Genomic DNA, 17,914 nt, shown 5'->3' on the forward strand with positions numbered 1-17,914 from the left:
ACGCCCTCAAGGAAACTCCCCTTGTGGGCGTTTTTCTATGCTAATTCATCTTCAATGATTTCAGATGTGGCTAAGGGGGCTTCAATCTGATCACGCCCGCGGCTTTTTGCCCGATACAGGCGTTGATCGGCCAGGTCAATGAGGGCATAAATCTCATCCGCCTCTTGTGGAAAACAAGCGATTCCCTGGCTGACAGTGGGTGCAGGAATAGGGTTGCCCTCACGGTCTTTTAAGGTCATGCGTGTCAGAGATTTCTGGATACGTCTGGCAACCCCCCATGCCTGGGGAATGGTAGCGTTGGGCAGAATCACGGCAAATTCCTCTCCACCCCAGCGCCCCACCCAATCGGTGCTTTTCAAATAGCGTTGAATGTGGCGGGTGAGTTCAATCAGTACCTGATCACCTGCCAGGTGACCATAACGGTCGTTATATTCCTTGAAGTGGTCGATATCCAGCATGATTAAACTGAGTGGATATGCCCCTCGTAAGGCTTTTTGGGCTTCCTCGCTCAGTTTTTGCAGGAACGCTCCGTGATTCAATGCGGTGGTCAGGCTGTCCTGCATGGAGCGCGTTTCTACTTCCTGATGATGATAGGCGTTTTCCAGCGAGATGGCTGCCTGTTGGGCAAAGGATTCCAGCAACTCCAGGTCGCTCTCATTGAAGGCATTGACTTTGTAAGAAGCCACAGCCACCATGCCATACAGTTTTTCGTGGGTTTGTAAGGGGGCGCCCATCCACGACCGGCTATGTTCCGGTCTGCCAATGCTTCTCAAGGTGATGCCCAATCCTTTGGCTTCTCTGTCAATATCCCTCACCAGCAAAGAGCGCTGATTAACAACCACCCAACCTGAAAAGGTATTTTCCAGTTCTACATGCTGGTCTTCGAAAAATTCACCATCGTCATAAAGCAGTACCAGGCGCAGAGCGTGGTTTTCCAGAAAGCCGATGTAGTAGGTATCGGCATTCAGTGCCGATTGAATGGCGCTGCTCATGAGTGAATTAACCTGAGAGGGTTCAATGGAGAATGCTAAACTGCGGGTCATCTGATTGATGATTTCCAACCGCTCCACTTGCTTTTCAATCCGCTTTATCATCCAGTGGAAGGTTTCGTTGATGATTATGCCGGACAGCATGAGACTCAATGGTCGATCCCATGCAACATAAACCGGTGTCCAAATCTGGAAGGGGAACAGCGGGGATAGCAGGAAGACCACCATTGCCAGCACGCCATAAGCCCACCATCGTCCCATGATGATGGTGATATTGATAAAGAAAAGCGTGGTGACTGCCAGATGAATCCAGCGGATCGTATAGGGTTCAATCAGGTTGAACCAGACGACAAAGGTGATACTCAAGAGGAAAACTACCACACTTGTAACGGGATTGTGGTGCCATTCGGCTTTCAGCAAAAAGTTTTGAACAAGAAAATAACCGAACAAAACCAGTCCGCTCACCACGTTCATCCAGCGCTGGGTATCGGATGGGGCTTCTGTCAATCCATAAATGCACAGCAAAACCCCAATCCCGGCACTGCTTAAGAGAATAGGCAGTAACAGCCGTTGATTCTTTTCAATATCTGGAAAGCGGAGCAGGCGGTTTAGAAAATATTTCATGTATCTAAAAGGCGCAAAGTATTTTTTTGCAAACAGCGCATCAGAGCATTGACTACGGCTGGGTCGAATTGCTTTCCCGATTGGGATTGGATGTAATGAAGTGCTTCTTCCAAGTTAATACGTTTCCGATAAGGGCGGTCTGAAAGCAAGGCATCCAGCACGTCGGCAACTGAGAAGATGCGCGCCAGCAAGGGAATTTCTTCCCCTTTCAACCCTTTAGGATAACCACTGCCATCCCAACGTTCGTGGTGATATTCAATCACAGGAATGGCATTGCTCAGGAACGGAATCTCGCGGATGATGCGTGCTCCAATCAGGGGATGTTCCCGCATGAGACGCCATTCATGTTCATTCAAAGTGTCAGGCTTATGCAAGATGGTATCGCTGATACCAATTTTACCTATATCATGTAAAAGTGCGCCCCGTTCAAGAGCTTTTTGCTCGGCGTGCGGAACGCCCATTTCCTGAGCAATGCTCAAAGCAATCTGACGCACACGCAGGACATGGCGCTCGGTTTCGTGATCACGCGCATCTAGAGAGTTCATCAAGGCTAACAGGGTTTGGTCATATGAACGTTCCAGTTGATCAAAGGCTTGTGCCAGTTCATGTGCCTGGCGGCGTGTTTCTGCCAGCAAAATGGAGCGTTCCAGCGCAATACTGGCTTGATTGATGAGCAACCGCACTTCGTCTACCGGATAGTGGTTGTTCCTGCTGGAATTTTCCATTAACTCCAACCAGAGGGCGCCGTAACAGCGCCGATGGGTCTGCAGGGGAAATGCCATCAGGGTAACCCATTCGTTTACCCGTTGGGTGCAAATCTGGCGGGATTGCATGGCTTGCTGGATGATTTCCATGGGGTGCGAGATTTCGGTGTCATCCGATGGGTATTGCAGGCTGATCTCTTGCACACCTTCCAATCCATACAATACCATCCCACAGGCGCTTGCCTGGAACATGCGGTAGGCGGTCAGGGCTATCACCTGTGCTGCCGCGCTCAGGTCGTCCGATTCGGCAATGCGCATGCTCAATTCATGCAGCATCTGCGTCACCATCAATGAAGAACGCAATTCCTCATCCAGGAAACTTCGATCAATCGCTACAGCAGCGTGTGTGCCGATTAAGTCCAGTAGAAATTCATCCTGCTCGTTAAAATTTACCCCCTGTCTCTTCCCCAGCGTAAGGATGACTCCCACGGGCTGGTTTTCCCGCAGAATGGGAGAAACCAGCATGGAACGTAAAGTTGGGTCTCGCAGGTCCAGATGACTGGTACGGGGGTCACGGCGGATATCTCTGACGCGTATGGCTATCCCTGTCTGATAGACATGATTGACAATTTCCTGGAGGGATTGGCTCAATGCCACGCCTCCAACTGATCCGGAATATGCCCAGCGCCAGGACTCTTCGTAGCGCACGGCAATCACTCCTGCATGCGCATAGGTGCTCTGGCGGGCAATTTCAGCAATTTTTTCCATCAGTTGGTCCAGATTCAGTGTGGAGGTAAGAAGTGCCGCTGATTGTACCAGGTCTGCCAGAGTATTCCGGTAGCGTTGATACGACCACGCGCTGGTCAGTCTCATTCCCAGGGCTTCCACAAACGGAATGTCCTGTGGAGAGAAATGTTCCGGTTCGCGAGAGGCTAAAAATAAAACCCCCTCCAGGTTGCCATTATCCAGCAGAGGGCACACCAGTTGGGAAGGATAAAGTTGTGGAATGAGTTTGAAGGGCGGCTCTTCGATTTCATGATGTTTCAAAAGGGTTTTGCGGGCGCGGATGGCACGTCCAATCAATCCACGGGTGATGCTGTGTTGAAACCCGGGAGGAATCAGCCCGGCATCCGCTCCTGCGACAGCAAGCAATTGCAATCGTTGAGATGCGGGGGAAAACCCCAGTACCATACATAATGAGGGATGCAGAGTCTGATGCAAAAAATTCGCCGCTAACTGTGCCTCAACGGGGATATCCTCCAGCGTTTCCAGTTGCTGGTTAAACTGGTTGAGTCTGAGTAATTGCTCATTTTGCAGGCGTTGCAGAAGCAATTGTTGTTCCAGACTCTGGATTCTGGCTTTAAGTTGACGAATCTCTTCATGGGCTTCGCGCTCAGGGTATGTGCCTTCCACGCCCGTGCGCACGGTCTCTGATAAATTCTCTTCTACGAAAGGAACAGGGCTGGATGTGGAAGGCTTCATGCAGGTTAGTCTCAAGTCGAAGGGAAATGGAAAAAATACATGGACGTAAAAGCCACCTGTTAGAAGTCTAGCATACCCTTACGGGAAACACAATTACAGGAGCATTTCGGCTTCATTTCAGTTTTGTAAGGTACTGACTCTTATAAGCCCAGAATTGTGATGCCCCTCCCGCTAAGCCAGCCTTCAGCCTCTTTAAACTCTGATATAATCCAGCGGGGATTTCCCAATCACATTAGTTGTTCAGAAACGGTTTAAGGAGAAGCATTCATGCCGGAATTTTTCTCACTTCAGGAGATTGATGAAGCCGCACAATCTATTCGCCAGCGATTGAAAGCCCAACCCTCTGTAGGTTTGGTGTTGGGTTCAGGTTTGGGTGGACTGGCGGATCAGGTTCAGAACGCTGTTTATATCGAATATGCTACCATTCCCCACTGGCCCGTATCCACGGTTCCAGGGCATGCTGGCCGGTTGGTGATTGGTGAACTGGCAGGAAAAATTGTGCTTGTCCAGCAGGGACGTGCCCATTTTTACGAAGGGTATTCGATGGCAGAAGTTACTCTTCCCGTGCGGGTGATGAGACGCCTGGGCATTGAAACTGTTATCTTAACCAATGCGGCAGGTGCCATTCATCCTGAGTTTGAGCCGGGGGATGTCATGCTGATTACCGATCATCTTTCCTTGATTGGAATGACCGGTTTCAACCCTCTGCGCGGTCCCAATCTGGAAGAACTTGGTCCCCGCTTCCCGGATATGAGTCAGGTGTATGACCGTGAATTGATGCAACTTACCCGGGAAGAAGCCCAAAAAGCCGGGATTGCTTTGCGCGAAGGGGTGTATGTTGGGCTGTCCGGTCCTTCCTTCGAGACACCGGCAGATTTGCGTTTTCTGCGCCTCATTGGGGCGGATGCTGTGGGCATGTCCACAGTGCCGGAAGCCATTGTAGCAAAGCATTCCGGAATGCGTGTCTTGGCGTTCTCCGGGATCAGTAACAAAGCCAATCTGGATGGCAATACCATCACCACTCATGAAGAGGTGCTGGAGGCAGGGAAACAAATTGTCCCCAAACTGGAGACGTTGATCACGCGGGTATTACAACGACTTTCATCCCGGTGAGCCTTTCTGGCGTTTCAGGGGTGGTTGCCGCCACAGAATTATGGACGAACTGATCCGTTTTCTTCAGCAATACGAAAGCGGAGTGTATTTCCTCGCCGGAGGGGTGGGACTGATTTACCTGTGGCGGCTTTTAACTGCATGGGAAGAGTATCGGAAAGCCGTTTTTGGCATTGAGCGGGAAATTGCTCGCCGTAAAATCCTTTCGGCGCTCACCATCATGGGGTTGATGGTCTTAATGGTGTTTGCGGAGTTTGTTCTGGTATCTTTTGTTGTTCCTTCTTATCTGGAAAAACCTGTTTTCCAAACCCCTACGCTTAACTTACTGGAGACGCCGCAGGTATCTCTCAGCACCCCGCAACTCAGCACACCTACCCCCTCCAATCTGATTATGACTGTTGCACCTTCCCAGGAAGGGTGTATTGAGGGGCAAATTGAGTGGGTATCCCCACGTCCGGGCGACGAATTAGAAAAAACTGTAGAATTAAAAGGGACGGTGAACGTCCCTAATCTGGGCTTTTTCAAGTATGAGTATGCCAGTGTAAACTCCGAAGATTGGGTAACCATTGCTGCCGATAACCGTCCGAAGGTCAATGCTTTGATTGGATACTGGGATGTGAGTCAGATTGTTCCCGGAGATTATCGTTTGCGTCTGGTGGTTACCGATAACCAGAACAATGTCTTTCCTGCCTGTGTTATTCAGGTTAGGGTTATTAACTCGCCGTAAATAGATTCTATTAAGGGAAATCATGCCTCAGGTAGCCATTCGTCCTGCAATTTCATCTGATCTCTCTGCGCTCAGCCAGATACTTCTTTCGTATTACACCGTGCGAGTCTGGCAAATGGATCGGAGTATGGAGGAAGAGCAAATACAGGTTCGGTTTCGCGAAGTGCGTTTGCCTCGAGAAGTGCTGGTGGAATATCCCCGAACCATCGAAGATATTTTCCAGGAAGGCTGGCTGGAAAAAGGCATTTTCCTCACTGCCAGCCTTGCAAATGTGCCGGTAGGGTTTGCTCGTTTGGCTCTGGAAGTCACCTCGGGTAATTTATGGGTCAAGGATCTGGGGGTTCGCCATGATGTGCGACGACAAGGGGTTGGTACTGCTCTGCTGATTGCCGTTCAGGATTACGCCTTGGAGCGAAAGTATCGCCGGATTTTGCTGGAAATGCAATCCAAGAATTACCCCGCCATTCAACTGGCAAAAAAACTCGGCTATGAGTTTTCGGGTTACAGCGACGCTTACTATGCTAATCAGGATATCGCGCTGTTCTTCGCACAGTCCTTGCATTGATAGGGAAATATGCAAAACGATGGGATGATGGCACTTCAGGGGGTGCTGCGGGCGCTCAGTGATATCTTCACAGCGGGAATTGCCATAACCGCTTTTGCCCTTTTGTTGTATGCCCTGGCGTTCAACCTGTTCAATCGGGTTGTGCGCTCCTTTGCCCTGATTTTAGTCTGTGTGGTGGTGGCTTTTACTGCCGAGTCTATGGGCAACATTGCTCCCTCGCCTGTGGAGCAAGAGTTCTGGTTGCGGGTACAGTGGGTGGGGGTTGTGTTTCTCCCTGCCGCGTATCTTCATTTTGCCGATGCTGTATTAGCCACTACAGGACAGCCCAGCCGGGGACGGCGGCGCTTTCTTTCACGGTTGGCTTATCTTATTTCCTTTCTCTTCCTTGTTTCCGTTCCGCTGGGATGGTTGATTGGACCTGTGGTCAGTGTGGAAGGGAAGATCACCCATTTTCAGCCCACCCCCCTGACTCATATTTTTCTGATTTATCTGATTACTTTATGTGGTATTGGGATTAGTCTGCTGGTGCGAGCCATGCGGCGTTCCACGCTTTCTGCCAGCCGGCGGCGCATGTTTTATCTGGTGTTCAGTTCGGTGGCGCTGGTTTTTGGGGTGTTTCCCTTCCTGCCTTACAATCCTGATTTTCCTTTGCGTCATCCTGTTCTGTTTTGGGGACTGGCGGCTCTGGTCAATGCACTGGTAGGCACCCTGCTTGTGATTATGGCGTATGTGGTGGCTTTCTTCGGCGTAATGTTGCCCGACCGTGTGGTTAAGGCACGCTTGTTTAAGTGGTTGATGCGTGGACCGTTTACAGCGTCTGCCACCCTGGGGGTGGTCACGCTCATCCGGCGTGGAGGAGAAGCCCTGGGCTACAACGCCAGTGTGCTGGTACCCATTGCCATGGTGGCTACGATTTTGATTCTGGAATATCTCATCACCCTCTTATCGCCTTTGGGAGAACGGGTGCTCTTTGCAGGCAACGATCGGGAGGAACTGGACATTTTACGCCGTCTGGAAGAGCGATTGGTCACCCGCAACGATTTGCGTCAGTTTCTGGAGATGATCTTAACCGCTCTGATGGATCGTACTCAAGCCGAGGGGGCCTATCTGGTAGGCTTGGAAGAGGGGGCGCAGTTTGTGCTTTCCCAGGGAAAAACCCGATTCGAGCATTTGGAAAACTCTTTGGATGTCCCTCTCAAACTTTATCCTGAATGGGAAAAAGCACGGGAGGCGCGTTATTTCATCTGGGAAGGGGATTGGCTTTTCCCCCTTCACAATGGAGAGGAGAGTCCCTTGCTGGGATTTATCGGGGTGAGTGGTGTAGAGGAAAGAGAGGGAAGCATTGAACCGGATGATACTATCTGGATGCTGGTGGATCGAGCGGCAATGGCATTACGTGACCGTAAATTGCAGGAACGGATTTTCTCTGCCATGGAAGCCCTTGCTCCGCAAGCCGATTTGATTCAGCGCCTGCGTACTGCCGGGCAGTATGATCGGCGAGAGTTTATTCAGGCAGAAATTCCCGAAGCCCCCGAGGATGTGGCTACCTGGGTGAGGGAAGCCCTGTCCCATTACTGGGGGGGACCAAAACTGCTCAATAATCCGCTGATGAAGTATCGCGTGGTTCAGGAAGCCTTGCGGGAGCATAACGGGAATCAAGCCAATGCCTTACGGGCAGTTCTGCGGCAGGCGATTGATCAGGTAAAACCCGAGGGCGAAAGAAAGTTCACTGGTGAGTGGATATTGTATAATATTCTGGAAATGAAGTTCGTTGAGGGGCGCAAGGTGCGCGATATTGCCATGCGTTTAGCCATGTCAGAAGCAGATCTTTATCGGAAACAGCGGGTTGCCATCGAAGCCGTCGCAAAAGCCATTCTGGAAATGGAAATGGATGCTCGGGAGGGAACCAACCAGAAGCAAGCCTAGCCATGGTTGGTATTTTTTATCTTAATGTCATTGGGGTATGGAGGTACGAAATGGCGGTAAGGCGATCAGTTGCCAGGGCGGAAGAAGAGGTGGAAATGCCAATGGATGAAGGCTGGTGGGCTTCGGTGCTTGCCGATGAGCAAGCCTACGGAGAGAGCCTTGTCAAGACTGCCAGCGCAAAATCCTCTGGGATCTCCGGTGGGGTCAATTGGGCAAGAGCGCGCCAGTACCTGGAAAACGATGAGGTGGTCAAACTGGAAGTCTATGGCTTCAACCGTGGGGGATTGTTGGTGCGTGGAGAGGATATTCAGGGTTTTGTGCCTGTCTCGCATCTGGTGGAAATGCCCTGTGTCCCTGCTGATGAAGAACAGCGCCGGCAAAGTCTGGCAAATTACGTGGGGCGAATCCTTTCGTTAAAGGTTATTGAGTGTGAGATGCAAGCCGAGCGGATTGTCTTCTCGGAACGTGCCGCGCTGGCAGGGGAGGGCAAACGCCGGCAACTTTTCAGCACCCTGCGCCCGGGAGAAATTGTCAATGGTACCGTGACCAATGTCACCGACTTTGGTGCGTTTGTGGATCTGGGAGGTTTGGAGGGCCTGATTCATGTCTCCGAACTGTCGTGGGGGCGTGTTCAACATCCTACCGATATCCTGCAGGTGGGGGTTCCTGTGCGGGCGCTGGTATTGTCGGTCTCTGCTGAAAATGGACGGGTAGCGCTCAGTCTCAAACGACTTTGTCCCAATCCCTGGGAAACCCTGCCACAAATTTATCGTCCAGGTGATGTAGTTGAAGCCGAGGTGACGGCAATCATGCGTTTTGGTGCTTTTGCCCGCCTGAAAGAGGGCGTGGAGGGGTTGATTCATATCTCTACCATGTCCCTGCCCGATGGAGAAAAAGACATTGAGAAATTCATGAAGATTGGGCAAAAGGTACAGGTGCGCATTTTGCATCTGGATGCTGAGCGTCGCAGGCTTGGGTTAGGTCTGGTTCAAATCGAATGAAGTTAGAACAAAAACGCAAGCCCATACCACCGGCTGCAAGCCCTTCATCGTCAGGTGAGGAAACGTCATCTTCCATTCCATTGGGTTGGTGGGGACGTTTCCGCCGTTTTGGGTGGGACGTTCTGGGAATTTCCCTGATGGCATGGGCGCTCATGACTTTTCTCGGGCTGGCGGGATGGTCGCGAGGGGTGTTGCTGGATGCCTGGGTGGGCAGCCTGCGTCTGGCATTTGGCTGGCTGTCATGGGGGGCGATAGTCGTTTTCATCCTGTTGGGGTTGCTTTGTTTCCGTCACTACTTTCAGGGTTTTCCCAGTATTTCTTTAGGGCGTACGCTGGCTCTGGAAGCCAGTGTCTTCTTCATCTTAGCCCTGCTGTCGGTGTTTGGGGGCATGGACCTGACACGTGCCGAAAGCGGGAAAGACGGTGGTGTCATTGGCTGGGGGCTGGCAAGTCTACTGGAACTGCTCTTCCCCTATCCCTGGATTACGATTGTTCTTCTGTTTTCCCTCGTGGTCTTAATCTCTTTTGGTAGTGGTTTACTGGGATGGGGATTCCATGCCTTGGTGAAGTGGTTAGATGCGATCAGTGCCTCCCCGCAACCTGTTCCTGTCCAGCCCGGAGGATCTTCAGCCTCAGTGCACCTTTCGGAAGAGGAAAGGCAAGAGCAGGCATCCTCTTCAACCCGCAGAGACCCGCTCTTACCGCCCTTTGACTTGTTGCTGGAAGAACAATCTTCCGCTCCGGATGAAGAAACCATTATTGAGACCGGACTGCGCATTGAGCAGGTGCTGGCAGAATTTGGTTTGCCTGTCAAAGTGGTGGGGTATCGTGTGGGTCCTACCATTACCCAGTATGCTGTTGAACCGGGGTATGTTGAGAAAATTGGCGCGGATGGTGAAGTGACTCACATGAAGGTGCGCGTTGCCCAAATTTCTGCGCTTCAGCGGGACCTTGCTATGGCGCTTTCGGCGGAGCGTTTGCGGATTGAAGCACCTGTACCGGGGCGTTCGTATGTGGGTATTGAAGTCCCCAATCCACGCAACACGGTGGTGCGTTTGCGTGCGTTGATGCAGGATGAAGCCTTCCAGCGCTTGAATTCGCCGCTGGCACTGGCGTTAGGGAAGGACGTTTCCGGTCAAGCGGTGGTCGCAGACCTGGCACGCATGCCTCATCTGTTAATTGCTGGTACTACCGGATCGGGTAAATCGGTGTGTGTGTCCGCTATTGTCACCTGCCTGGCAATGAACAATTCTCCCGAGCATTTGCGTCTGGTTTTGCTCGATCCCAAGATGGTGGAACTTTCGCGCTTCAATGGCTTGCCCCATTTGCTTGGCAAGGTGGAGACACAAATTGAGCGCATGGTGGCAGTGTTGCAGTGGGCAGTGGCTGAGATGGAGAACCGCTACAAGGTGCTGGAGCAAGCCCGCGCCCGCGATCTGGATACTTACAACCGTCGGGCTGAGAAGCGGGGGCAGACACCTCTGCCCAGGATTGTTGTGGTGGTGGACGAACTGGCAGACTTGATGATGACCGCCCCTGAACACACCGAACCCGCCCTGGTGCGGCTGGCGCAGAAAGCCCGTGCCATCGGCATCCATCTGGTGGTTGCTACGCAGCGCCCTTCTACAGATGTGATCACCGGATTGATTAAAGCCAATTTCCCCGCACGCATTGCTTTCAGTGTGGCATCGTCGGTGGATTCGCGGGTGATTCTCGATGTGGTGGGTGCCGAGACTCTTCTGGGGAAGGGGGATATGCTCTTTCTGAACCCCGAAGTAGGCACCCCCCAGCGTGCCCAAGGGGTGATGGTTGCCGACCAGGAAGTGGAGCGCCTCATTGCCTACTGGCAGAAGCAACTTCCTCCCTCCGGAGAGCCTGCAAGTGTGCCCTGGGAAGAATTCCTGGTCAATGCCGAAGAGGAAGAAGGGGATGCTTTGCTGGAAGAAGCCATTCGCATTGTGCGGCAAGCCCAGCGCGCCAGTGCTTCTTTGCTTCAGCGGCGTATGCGCATCGGCTATCCCCGGGCGGCGCGTCTGATTGATCTCATGGAAGAAATGGAAATCGTAGGACCTGCTCAGGGGGGAGGAAAGGACCGCGAAGTACTCTTACCGCCTCTTCCCGAGGATGGCGAGGACGATGACGAGGGTGCTTGACAGTTCCTCACGGGTAAGATAGCATAAGGCGCATGCTGGAAACAGCGTTCCTGTATCTTTTTCCTGTGAGGTGCAATTGTGGAACAAGTCGTCAGGAAAGAACCAGTGACCTTCACCGATTTTCTCCGTAAGACTTTCAAAAATGTGCTCGAACCTGTGGCGATGTTCTTCAATCGTCTGGGAATCATGCCCAACACCATGACCATCCTCGGATTGGCAGGGAATATGGTGGGGGCTGGACTTTTGGCGATGGGGCATATTCCTGCTGGAGGGCTGGTCATTCTTCTCGTGGGCCCCATTGATGCGCTGGATGGCACAATGGCGCGGTTGCGCGGTTTGCCTACCGAATTTGGTGCTTTTGTGGATTCGGTCACAGACCGTTACTCGGAACTGGTCATTTTCCTTGGGCTGTTGATTTATTTCTTAAGAGAGGATCTCTGGCTGGGGGCTTTGCTAGTATATCTTGCCGCGGCAGGTTCGGTGCTGGTGTCCTATATCCGTGCCAGAGCGCAGTCAGTAGGGTTTGAGACCAAGATTGGATTATTCACCCGGGTAGAACGTTTTCTGGTGCTGGTGCCCGGGTTGATTTTCAACCAACCGATGATCTCGCTGGCGCTGATTGCACTCTTTGGAAATATCACTGCGCTTCAGCGCATCTGGCATGTGCGTAAGCAAGCCTATGAGCGTACGGCAATTGAGAAAGAAGGATGAGGAGGAAGCCCTATGTCGATTCAGTTTGATGGCATCCTGATCGGTACGTTTAAGATTTATTATTACGGTGTTTTGATTGTTTTAGGCGCGGTTGCGGCAACCTGGCTTGCCAGCCGGGAAGCCAAGCGCTACGGCGAGAATCCGGACCTGGCGTGGGATTTGCTCCCCATTGCTCTGATTGGTGGGATTATTGGTGCACGCTTGTGGCATGTGCTTCTCCCGCCCGCTTCGATGGTCGAACAGGGCATCACCACAGCATATTACCTGACGCATCCGCTGGATATGCTGAACCTGCGCCGTGGTGGTTTGGGCATTCCTGGTGCGGTGATTGGTGGGTTGCTGGCTGTATGGATTTATTCTCGTAGCAAGAAGTTCCCGATGGGGGTGTGGGCAAATGCCATTGCACCGGGGCTGGCTTTAGCGCAAGCCATTGGCCGGTGGGGCAACTATTTCAATCAGGAATTGTATGGCGCGCCAACCAACTTGCCCTGGAAACTTTATATAGACCCGTTGCATCGCTTGCCAGAGTATGCCAACGTGGAGTATTATCATCCTCTGTTCTTCTACGAGTTCCTCTGGAACCTGTTGAACATGGGTATTTTGCTCTGGGTGGCGAGGCGCTTTGAGGGAAAATTGAAACCCTGGGATGTGTTTCTTGTGTATGCGGTGATCTATGGAGTAGGACGGTTTGTCCTGGAATTCCTGCGGCTGGATCCCGCGCCCCTGGGCACGATTAACGCTAACCAGATGATTATGCTGGCAGTAGCGATTGTTTCGGCAGGGGCACTGTTCTGGCGTCATCGGCGAATTGATAGTGAATTGTAATCTTTTGAAAAGCGGTTTTCTTTTATATTAATGGTAGAGGTTGTGGATGATTTACGCTGAAGGCTTGACGAAAATTTTCGATGATTTTATTGCGGTAAATCAAGTCTCTTTCTCGGTAGCGGAAGGGCGAGTGCTGGCGTTATTAGGTAAAAATGGCGCTGGCAAGACGACCACTATCCGAATGCTTTCATCTATTCTAAAACCGACCAGCGGAAGTGCTAAGGTTGCCGGATACGATATTGTCCTGGAAGCCCAAAAGGTGAGAGCCTCGGTGGGGGTGCTGACCGAGCATCATGGCTTGTATTCGCGGATGACCCTCTGGGAATACCTGGAGTTTTTTGGCAGTCTGTATGGTATGAGTGCGCTGGAAGTACGTCAGCGGGCAAAACCTTTGCTGGAAGAGTTTGAACTGGAAGGTACAGAAAAAAAGCGCCTGGGCGAATTTTCTAAAGGTATGCGCCAGAAACTGGCACTGGTGCGCGCGCTGCTTCATAACCCGCCTGTTCTCATGCTGGATGAGCCCACTTCTGCCATGGATCCCGAATCTGCGCGGGTGGTGCGCAATGCCATTGCCCATCTGCGCGGGCAGGGACGGACGATTTTGCTCTGCACACACAATCTGGTGGAAGGGGAAGAACTGGCAGATGATGTTGCCATCATTCATCATGGGCGCGTCATTTTACAGGGTTCGCTGGAAGAGGTTAAAGAACAGCAATTGGGAGCGCCGGAGTTCCTTGCTCGCCTGGCTCGTCCTCTCAATGGGGCAACCTTGCGTTTGCCAGAAGGGGTTTCTGTGACTGCTCGGGGGGAAGATTGGGTGCGCTTTCAGGTTTCCCATCCCCGTGCCCACAACCCCGAACTTCTCAGAGCGTTGCTTCATCAACAGGTGGAGGTGCTTTCTTTTCAGGAAGTCCCCCGAAGCCTTGAGGAAGTTTTTTTAAAAGTGGTTCGGTCGGAGAAAGAGAATGTGGACTGAGCTTCGTCCCGTCTGGATTTTGATGCGCCGCGAATTGAAAGATCAACTGCGCGACTGGCGTATCATTCTTCCTATCCTTGTCCTGGCTTTGGGCTTTCCCTTCATCATGAACTGGACGGTGCGGGAGATGCTCGACTTTACCTCGGAATACGGCGCGACAATCGTTGCCGACCGTCTGGTGCCGTTCCTCTTTATGGTGGTGGGTTTCTTCCCAATTTCCGTCTCTCTGGTCATTGCTCTGGAGTCCTTTGCAGGAGAAAAGGAACGCAATAGCATTGAACCCCTGCTCAATACACCTCTGTTGGACTGGCAAATTTACCTGGGCAAGTTACTGGCTTCCACCCTCATGCCTTTGCTGGGTAGTTACCTTGCCATGCTGGTATATTTGTTAGGGCTGGTCTCCCGGGGAATTCCTCTGCCGCCGCCGGTGATTATGACCCAAATTTTCCTGCTGACGACCATTCAAGCGGTGATGATGGTCTCTGGTGCTGTGGTTATTTCCAGTCAGGCAACCTCGGTGCGGGCAGCGAATCTGCTTTCTTCGTTCATCGTGCTCCCCGTGGCTTTTCTCATTCAATGGGAAGCGCTGGTGATGTTCTGGGGAAACGAGATGACCCTCTGGTGGGTCCTGGTTGGCACCCTGGTCATTGCGTTATTATTGAGCCGGGTAGGGGTGTCGCATTTCAATCGTGAAAAAGTGCTTGGGCGCGAAATTGATGTCCTCAAACCAGCCTGGGCGTGGCAGGTGTTCTGGAAAACCTTCAAGGGGAATGCGTATTCTGTTCGAGAGTGGTATTCCGTCTCGGTTTTTCCAACCTTAAGACGTTTGTTTGTTCCCGCCCTAATGGTGCTGGCGATTTCTGCGGTTGGATTGGGCATTGGTGCCTACATGTTGAAAGAATTTCCGGTATTGCTTACGGCAAGCAAACTCCAGGAGCAAAGTTTGCCTAATATTGAACGCTTGCGACAAACCTTGCTAGGCAATGAATCGGGAATGTTTTTGCTCATCTTCTGGCAAAACTTACGGGTTCTTTTGCTTTCCATGGTGTTGGGTATCTTTACCTTTGGTGTTGTCGGAACTTTGCCCATCATGGGGACCATGGCGGTAGTGGGTTTTCTGGGGGCTTTCCTTTCCGTCAATCAGGTAGCACTTTCCCCTATTCTGACAATGATTCTCCCACACGGGATTTTTGAGGTGCCTGCCGCCATCCTGGCTACTGCGGCGGTGTTGAAGATCGGGGCGACTCTGGCAACCCCTGCCCGGGATCTGACCATTGGAGAGGTATTCCTGAAAGCCATTGCCGATTGGGCAAAGATTATGGTGGGACTCGTGATCCCTTTGCTTGTGGTGGCGGCATTTGTAGAAGCCTTCATTACCCCCCGGTTGGTTTTGATGGTGTTAGGTCAGTAAACCTTTGACGTAATCAAACAGGGCGCTCTGTGCGCCCTGTTTTTTGTTATCATAGGAAAGGAGAATTTCACCAGCCGGTCAGGAACTGCTCCCACTCTTTGTTTTCTTCGAGATGTCTGCCGAAGACGTACCGGGCAGACGTGGGGGGCTCGGTGGGAGGGCGAAGCAGTTTCATCCCGGCTTCCTCGAGGGTACGCCCGCCTTTGCGATGATTGCATGCTGGGCAGGCAGCCACCACGTTCGTCCAGCAGTGTGCTCCGCCCAGGTGCCGGGGAATGACATGATCCACTGTCAGGTCGGTGGTGTGTTTGCCACAGTACTGGCAGGTATAGTTGTCGCGGCGGAAGACTTCGCGGCGGGTCAGTTTGAGCCGTGGACGTGGACGTGAAATCATCTTCTGGAGCCGAATGACCGAGGGGCGAGGAATGACACGGCTGACGGTGAGAATGTTGCCTCTGCCATTGACCACCATGGTGGCTTTCTCGCTCATTAAAAGCCCAATTGCCCGACGCATGTCACATACATGAATCGGTTCAAAATTGGCATTCAACACCAGAACAGGCTCGTGCATACCAAGATTATAGCACGAACCATTTTTGGAAAAGGTAAAAAACAGGTAAACATGTCGAAGATTATGGAGGGGCTATGGCAAAGGTGATAGTAACAGGGGGAAGCGGCTTGATTGGTCAAGCCTTTTGCAGAGAAATGCATAATGCAGGCTGGGAAGTTGTGGTGGTGAGCCGCAATCCTCAGCAGGCAAGCCCGGTTGAATCCTTTTGCCGGATTGGCTGGGAAGACCTTTCCCATGAGATGGAAAGCGCCCATGCCGTGGTCAATCTGGCAGGGGAAAACATTGGTGCCGGGCGCTGGACAGAAGAGAAAAAACAACGCATTCGGGAAAGTCGGATCAAGGCGGGTGAGGCCGTCTTGCAGGCATTCCGACAGGTGTCTCGAAAGCCCACGGTGCTGATGCAGTCCTCGGCAATTGGCTTTTATGGCATTCAGCATGGTGATACACCCCTGGATGAAACCGCCTCTGCCGGTAAGGATTTCCTCTCTCTGGTGGGTGTGGCGTGGGAAGATTCAACTCGCGAAGTGGAAAATTTGGGTGTGCGCCGCGTGGTGATTCGTACCGGGGTAGTGCTGGCGCGCGAAGGTGGTGTGCTTGGACGCATGGTGTTGCCCGTCCGGTTGGGAGCGGGTGGTCCGCTTGGTTCTGGAAAGCAGTGGATTTCGTGGATTCACCTTCAAGATCAGGTGCGTGCCATGCGCTTTCTCATTGAAACGCCATCCAGCCGGGGTGTGTACAACCTTTCAGCCCCACATCCTGTGCAGAACCGCGATTTTATGCGCACTCTGGCAAAAGTGCTTAAACGTCCGTACTGGCTTCCTGTTCCTGCCTTTGCCCTGCGTCTTTTGCTGGGAGAGATGAGCACCTTGGTGCTGGATGGTCAGCGGGTTATCCCTGCTCGTTTGCTGGCGGAGGGGTTTAAATTTGTATATCCAGAATTAGAAGGAGCGTTGCAGAATTTGTTGGAGTGATAGATCCCTGCGGTTGTGCCTTAAATGCCGGGGAGAGTATGGTATACTCTTGCACTGGTTGATTTTTGCTTGGGAGGCAAGAAGTTGAAAAAAGCACTCATTACGGGGATTACCGGGCAGGACGGCTCGTATCTGGCTGAACTACTTTTGTCCAAAGGCTACGAAGTTCATGGGATGATTCGGCGGGCCAGTACCTTCAACACCCGCCGAATTGACCACATCTACCGCGATCCTCATGCCAATGGCGACCCGGTGCACCTGTACCTGCATTACGGCGATTTGACCGCTTCGGATACGCTACTGGACATCATCTACAACATCCGCCCCGATGAGATTTATCATCTCGGTGCGCAAAGCCATGTGCGGGTGAGTTTCGATATGCCGGAATTTACCGGCGATGTTACCGGTTTGGGAACAGCCCGTATTCTGGAAGCCATTCGCAAGAGCGGCGTCAAGGCGCGCTTCTACCAGGCATCTTCCAGTGAGATGTTCGGGAGCGCTAAACCGCCTCAGAATGAGCAAACTCCTTTTGAGCCGCGCAGTCCCTATGCAGTAGCCAAATTGTACTCTTACTGGCTCACCCGCAACTATCGGGAAGCCTACAACATTTTTGCCGTCAATGGCATTCTTTTCAACCACGAAAGCCCACGCCGGGGTGAAACTTTTGTGACGCGCAAAATTACCCGCGCACTGGCATCCATTCGTGCGGGCAAGCAGAAGGTGCTTTATCTGGGTAACCTTGACTCTAAACGAGACTGGGGGTATGCGCCGGAGTACGTCGAAGCCATGTGGATGATGCTCAACCGCGATGAACCCGACGATTTCGTCATCGGCACGGGTGAAGCCCATACCGTGCGCGAGTTCCTCGATGAAGCCTTTGGCTACCTCGATATGGACTGGCACGAGTACGTCAAGATTGACCCGCGCTATTTCCGCCCTACCGAGGTGGACTACTTGCTCGCCGATGCATCCAAAGCCCGCCGGGTGCTGGGGTGGGAGCCCAAAGTGCGCTTCCGTGAACTGGTGCGCATTATGGTAGATGCCGACCTGGAACTGATGGGCTTGGAATGCCCTGGTGAAGGCAAACGCATCCTCCAGGAACGCTTTGGCAACTGGCATCGCTGGGAGAAGCAGGTTATCTCGATGGATGACCACTAAAGGTTCAGGT

General features: G+C 52.3%; 15 protein-coding genes. 12 read left to right on the top strand and 3 right to left on the bottom strand.

Going from position 1 to position 17,914, the window contains the following annotated elements; translation table 11 throughout:
- Nucleotides 1-35 precede the first annotated feature (35 nt).
- Both ANT_RS04905 and ANT_RS16125 read right to left on the bottom strand, forming a co-directional pair.
- On the bottom strand, nt 36-1,613 hold the full coding sequence (locus ANT_RS04905) for a GGDEF domain-containing protein (protein ID WP_013559407.1): 1,578 nt from the start codon (nt 1,611-1,613) through the stop codon (nt 36-38).
- The gene (locus ANT_RS16125; protein ID WP_013559408.1) at nt 1,610-3,799 is read right to left on the bottom strand and encodes an HD domain-containing phosphohydrolase; all 2,190 of its coding nucleotides are present in this window, start codon (nt 3,797-3,799) and stop codon (nt 1,610-1,612) included. Before ANT_RS16125 ends, ANT_RS04905 begins: the two co-directional genes overlap by 4 nt.
- Before the next feature lie 267 nt (nt 3,800-4,066).
- On the opposite strand from ANT_RS16125, the gene ANT_RS04915 reads away from it, so the two are divergent.
- The 10 genes from ANT_RS04915 (at nt 4,067) to ANT_RS16135 (ending at nt 15,204) form a co-directional block, all read left to right on the top strand.
- Nucleotides 4,067-4,912 carry a purine-nucleoside phosphorylase gene (locus ANT_RS04915; protein ID WP_013559409.1) on the top strand — a complete coding sequence of 282 codons (846 nt, stop codon included), beginning with the start codon at nt 4,067-4,069 and terminating at the stop codon, nt 4,910-4,912.
- 40 nt (nt 4,913-4,952) lie between these two features.
- Entirely contained in the window at nt 4,953-5,636 is a 684-nt protein-coding gene (locus tag ANT_RS04920; RefSeq protein WP_013559410.1) for a hypothetical protein, read from the top strand.
- Between the two features lie 22 nt (nt 5,637-5,658).
- Nucleotides 5,659-6,201: a GNAT family N-acetyltransferase gene (locus ANT_RS16130; RefSeq protein WP_013559411.1), complete on the top strand. Its 543-nt coding sequence runs from the start codon at nt 5,659-5,661 to the stop codon at nt 6,199-6,201.
- Between the two features lie 9 nt (nt 6,202-6,210).
- Nucleotides 6,211-8,127, top strand: a complete 1,917-nt coding sequence (locus tag ANT_RS04930; protein WP_013559412.1) for a histidine kinase N-terminal 7TM domain-containing protein — start codon at nt 6,211-6,213, stop codon at nt 8,125-8,127.
- A gap of 50 nt (nt 8,128-8,177) precedes the next feature.
- Entirely contained in the window at nt 8,178-9,128 is a 951-nt protein-coding gene (locus ANT_RS04935; protein ID WP_172634574.1) for a 30S ribosomal protein S1, read from the top strand.
- Nucleotides 9,125-11,281, top strand: coding sequence for a DNA translocase FtsK (locus ANT_RS04940; RefSeq protein WP_013559414.1), 2,157 nt, complete (start codon nt 9,125-9,127; stop codon nt 11,279-11,281). Before ANT_RS04935 ends, ANT_RS04940 begins: the two co-directional genes overlap by 4 nt.
- A 78-nt stretch (nt 11,282-11,359) precedes the next feature.
- On the top strand, nt 11,360-11,992 hold the full coding sequence (locus ANT_RS04945) for a CDP-alcohol phosphatidyltransferase family protein (RefSeq protein WP_155818005.1): 633 nt from the start codon (nt 11,360-11,362) through the stop codon (nt 11,990-11,992).
- Between the two features lie 12 nt (nt 11,993-12,004).
- Entirely contained in the window at nt 12,005-12,817 is an 813-nt protein-coding gene (gene lgt, locus ANT_RS04950) for a prolipoprotein diacylglyceryl transferase (protein ID WP_013559416.1), read from the top strand.
- A 46-nt stretch (nt 12,818-12,863) separates the two neighbouring features.
- Entirely contained in the window at nt 12,864-13,793 is a 930-nt protein-coding gene (locus tag ANT_RS04955; RefSeq protein ID WP_013559417.1) for an ABC transporter ATP-binding protein, read from the top strand.
- Nucleotides 13,783-15,204: a stage II sporulation protein M gene (locus ANT_RS16135; RefSeq protein WP_013559418.1), complete on the top strand. Its 1,422-nt coding sequence runs from the start codon at nt 13,783-13,785 to the stop codon at nt 15,202-15,204. Before ANT_RS04955 ends, ANT_RS16135 begins: the two co-directional genes overlap by 11 nt.
- Before the next feature lie 67 nt (nt 15,205-15,271).
- Here ANT_RS16135 and ANT_RS04965 read toward each other — a convergent pair whose 3' ends face one another.
- Complete coding sequence (locus tag ANT_RS04965; RefSeq protein WP_013559419.1) at nt 15,272-15,775, bottom strand: HNH endonuclease; 504 nt, start codon at nt 15,773-15,775, stop codon at nt 15,272-15,274.
- Nucleotides 15,776-15,849: 74 nt separating this feature from the next.
- Here ANT_RS04965 and ANT_RS04970 point away from each other — a divergent pair, with 74 nt between their 5' ends.
- Nucleotides 15,850-16,746 (top strand): TIGR01777 family oxidoreductase, encoded by an 897-nt coding sequence (locus ANT_RS04970; protein ID WP_013559420.1) that lies wholly within the window; start codon nt 15,850-15,852, stop codon nt 16,744-16,746.
- Between the two features lie 84 nt (nt 16,747-16,830).
- Nucleotides 16,831-17,904: a GDP-mannose 4,6-dehydratase gene (gene gmd, locus ANT_RS04975; RefSeq protein WP_041455333.1), complete on the top strand. Its 1,074-nt coding sequence runs from the start codon at nt 16,831-16,833 to the stop codon at nt 17,902-17,904.
- Nucleotides 17,905-17,914: the final 10 nt, after the last annotated feature.

This window comes from Anaerolinea thermophila UNI-1, assembly GCF_000199675.1.
In the GTDB taxonomy this organism is placed as follows: Bacteria; Chloroflexota; Anaerolineae; order Anaerolineales; family Anaerolineaceae; genus Anaerolinea; species Anaerolinea thermophila.

Excerpts from the sequence above, each read along its gene's own strand:
- ANT_RS04935 (WP_172634574.1), top strand. The coding sequence starts at position 8,178 with ATGGCGGTAAGGCGATCAGTTGCCAGGGCGGAAGAAGAGGTGGAAATG.
- ANT_RS04930 (WP_013559412.1), top strand. The coding sequence starts at position 6,211 with ATGCAAAACGATGGGATGATGGCACTTCAGGGGGTGCTGCGGGCGCTC.
- ANT_RS16135 (WP_013559418.1), top strand. The coding sequence starts at position 13,783 with ATGTGGACTGAGCTTCGTCCCGTCTGGATTTTGATGCGCCGCGAATTG.
- ANT_RS04940 (WP_013559414.1), top strand. The coding sequence starts at position 9,125 with ATGAAGTTAGAACAAAAACGCAAGCCCATACCACCGGCTGCAAGCCCT.
- ANT_RS04955 (WP_013559417.1), top strand. The coding sequence starts at position 12,864 with ATGATTTACGCTGAAGGCTTGACGAAAATTTTCGATGATTTTATTGCG.
- ANT_RS04920 (WP_013559410.1), top strand. The coding sequence starts at position 4,953 with ATGGACGAACTGATCCGTTTTCTTCAGCAATACGAAAGCGGAGTGTAT.
- ANT_RS04965 (WP_013559419.1), bottom strand. The coding sequence starts at position 15,775 with ATGCACGAGCCTGTTCTGGTGTTGAATGCCAATTTTGAACCGATTCAT.
- ANT_RS16130 (WP_013559411.1), top strand. The coding sequence starts at position 5,659 with ATGCCTCAGGTAGCCATTCGTCCTGCAATTTCATCTGATCTCTCTGCG.
- lgt (WP_013559416.1), top strand. The coding sequence starts at position 12,005 with ATGTCGATTCAGTTTGATGGCATCCTGATCGGTACGTTTAAGATTTAT.
- ANT_RS16125 (WP_013559408.1), bottom strand. The coding sequence starts at position 3,799 with ATGAAGCCTTCCACATCCAGCCCTGTTCCTTTCGTAGAAGAGAATTTA.
- ANT_RS04905 (WP_013559407.1), bottom strand. The coding sequence starts at position 1,613 with ATGAAATATTTTCTAAACCGCCTGCTCCGCTTTCCAGATATTGAAAAG.
- ANT_RS04915 (WP_013559409.1), top strand. The coding sequence starts at position 4,067 with ATGCCGGAATTTTTCTCACTTCAGGAGATTGATGAAGCCGCACAATCT.
- ANT_RS04970 (WP_013559420.1), top strand. The coding sequence starts at position 15,850 with ATGGCAAAGGTGATAGTAACAGGGGGAAGCGGCTTGATTGGTCAAGCC.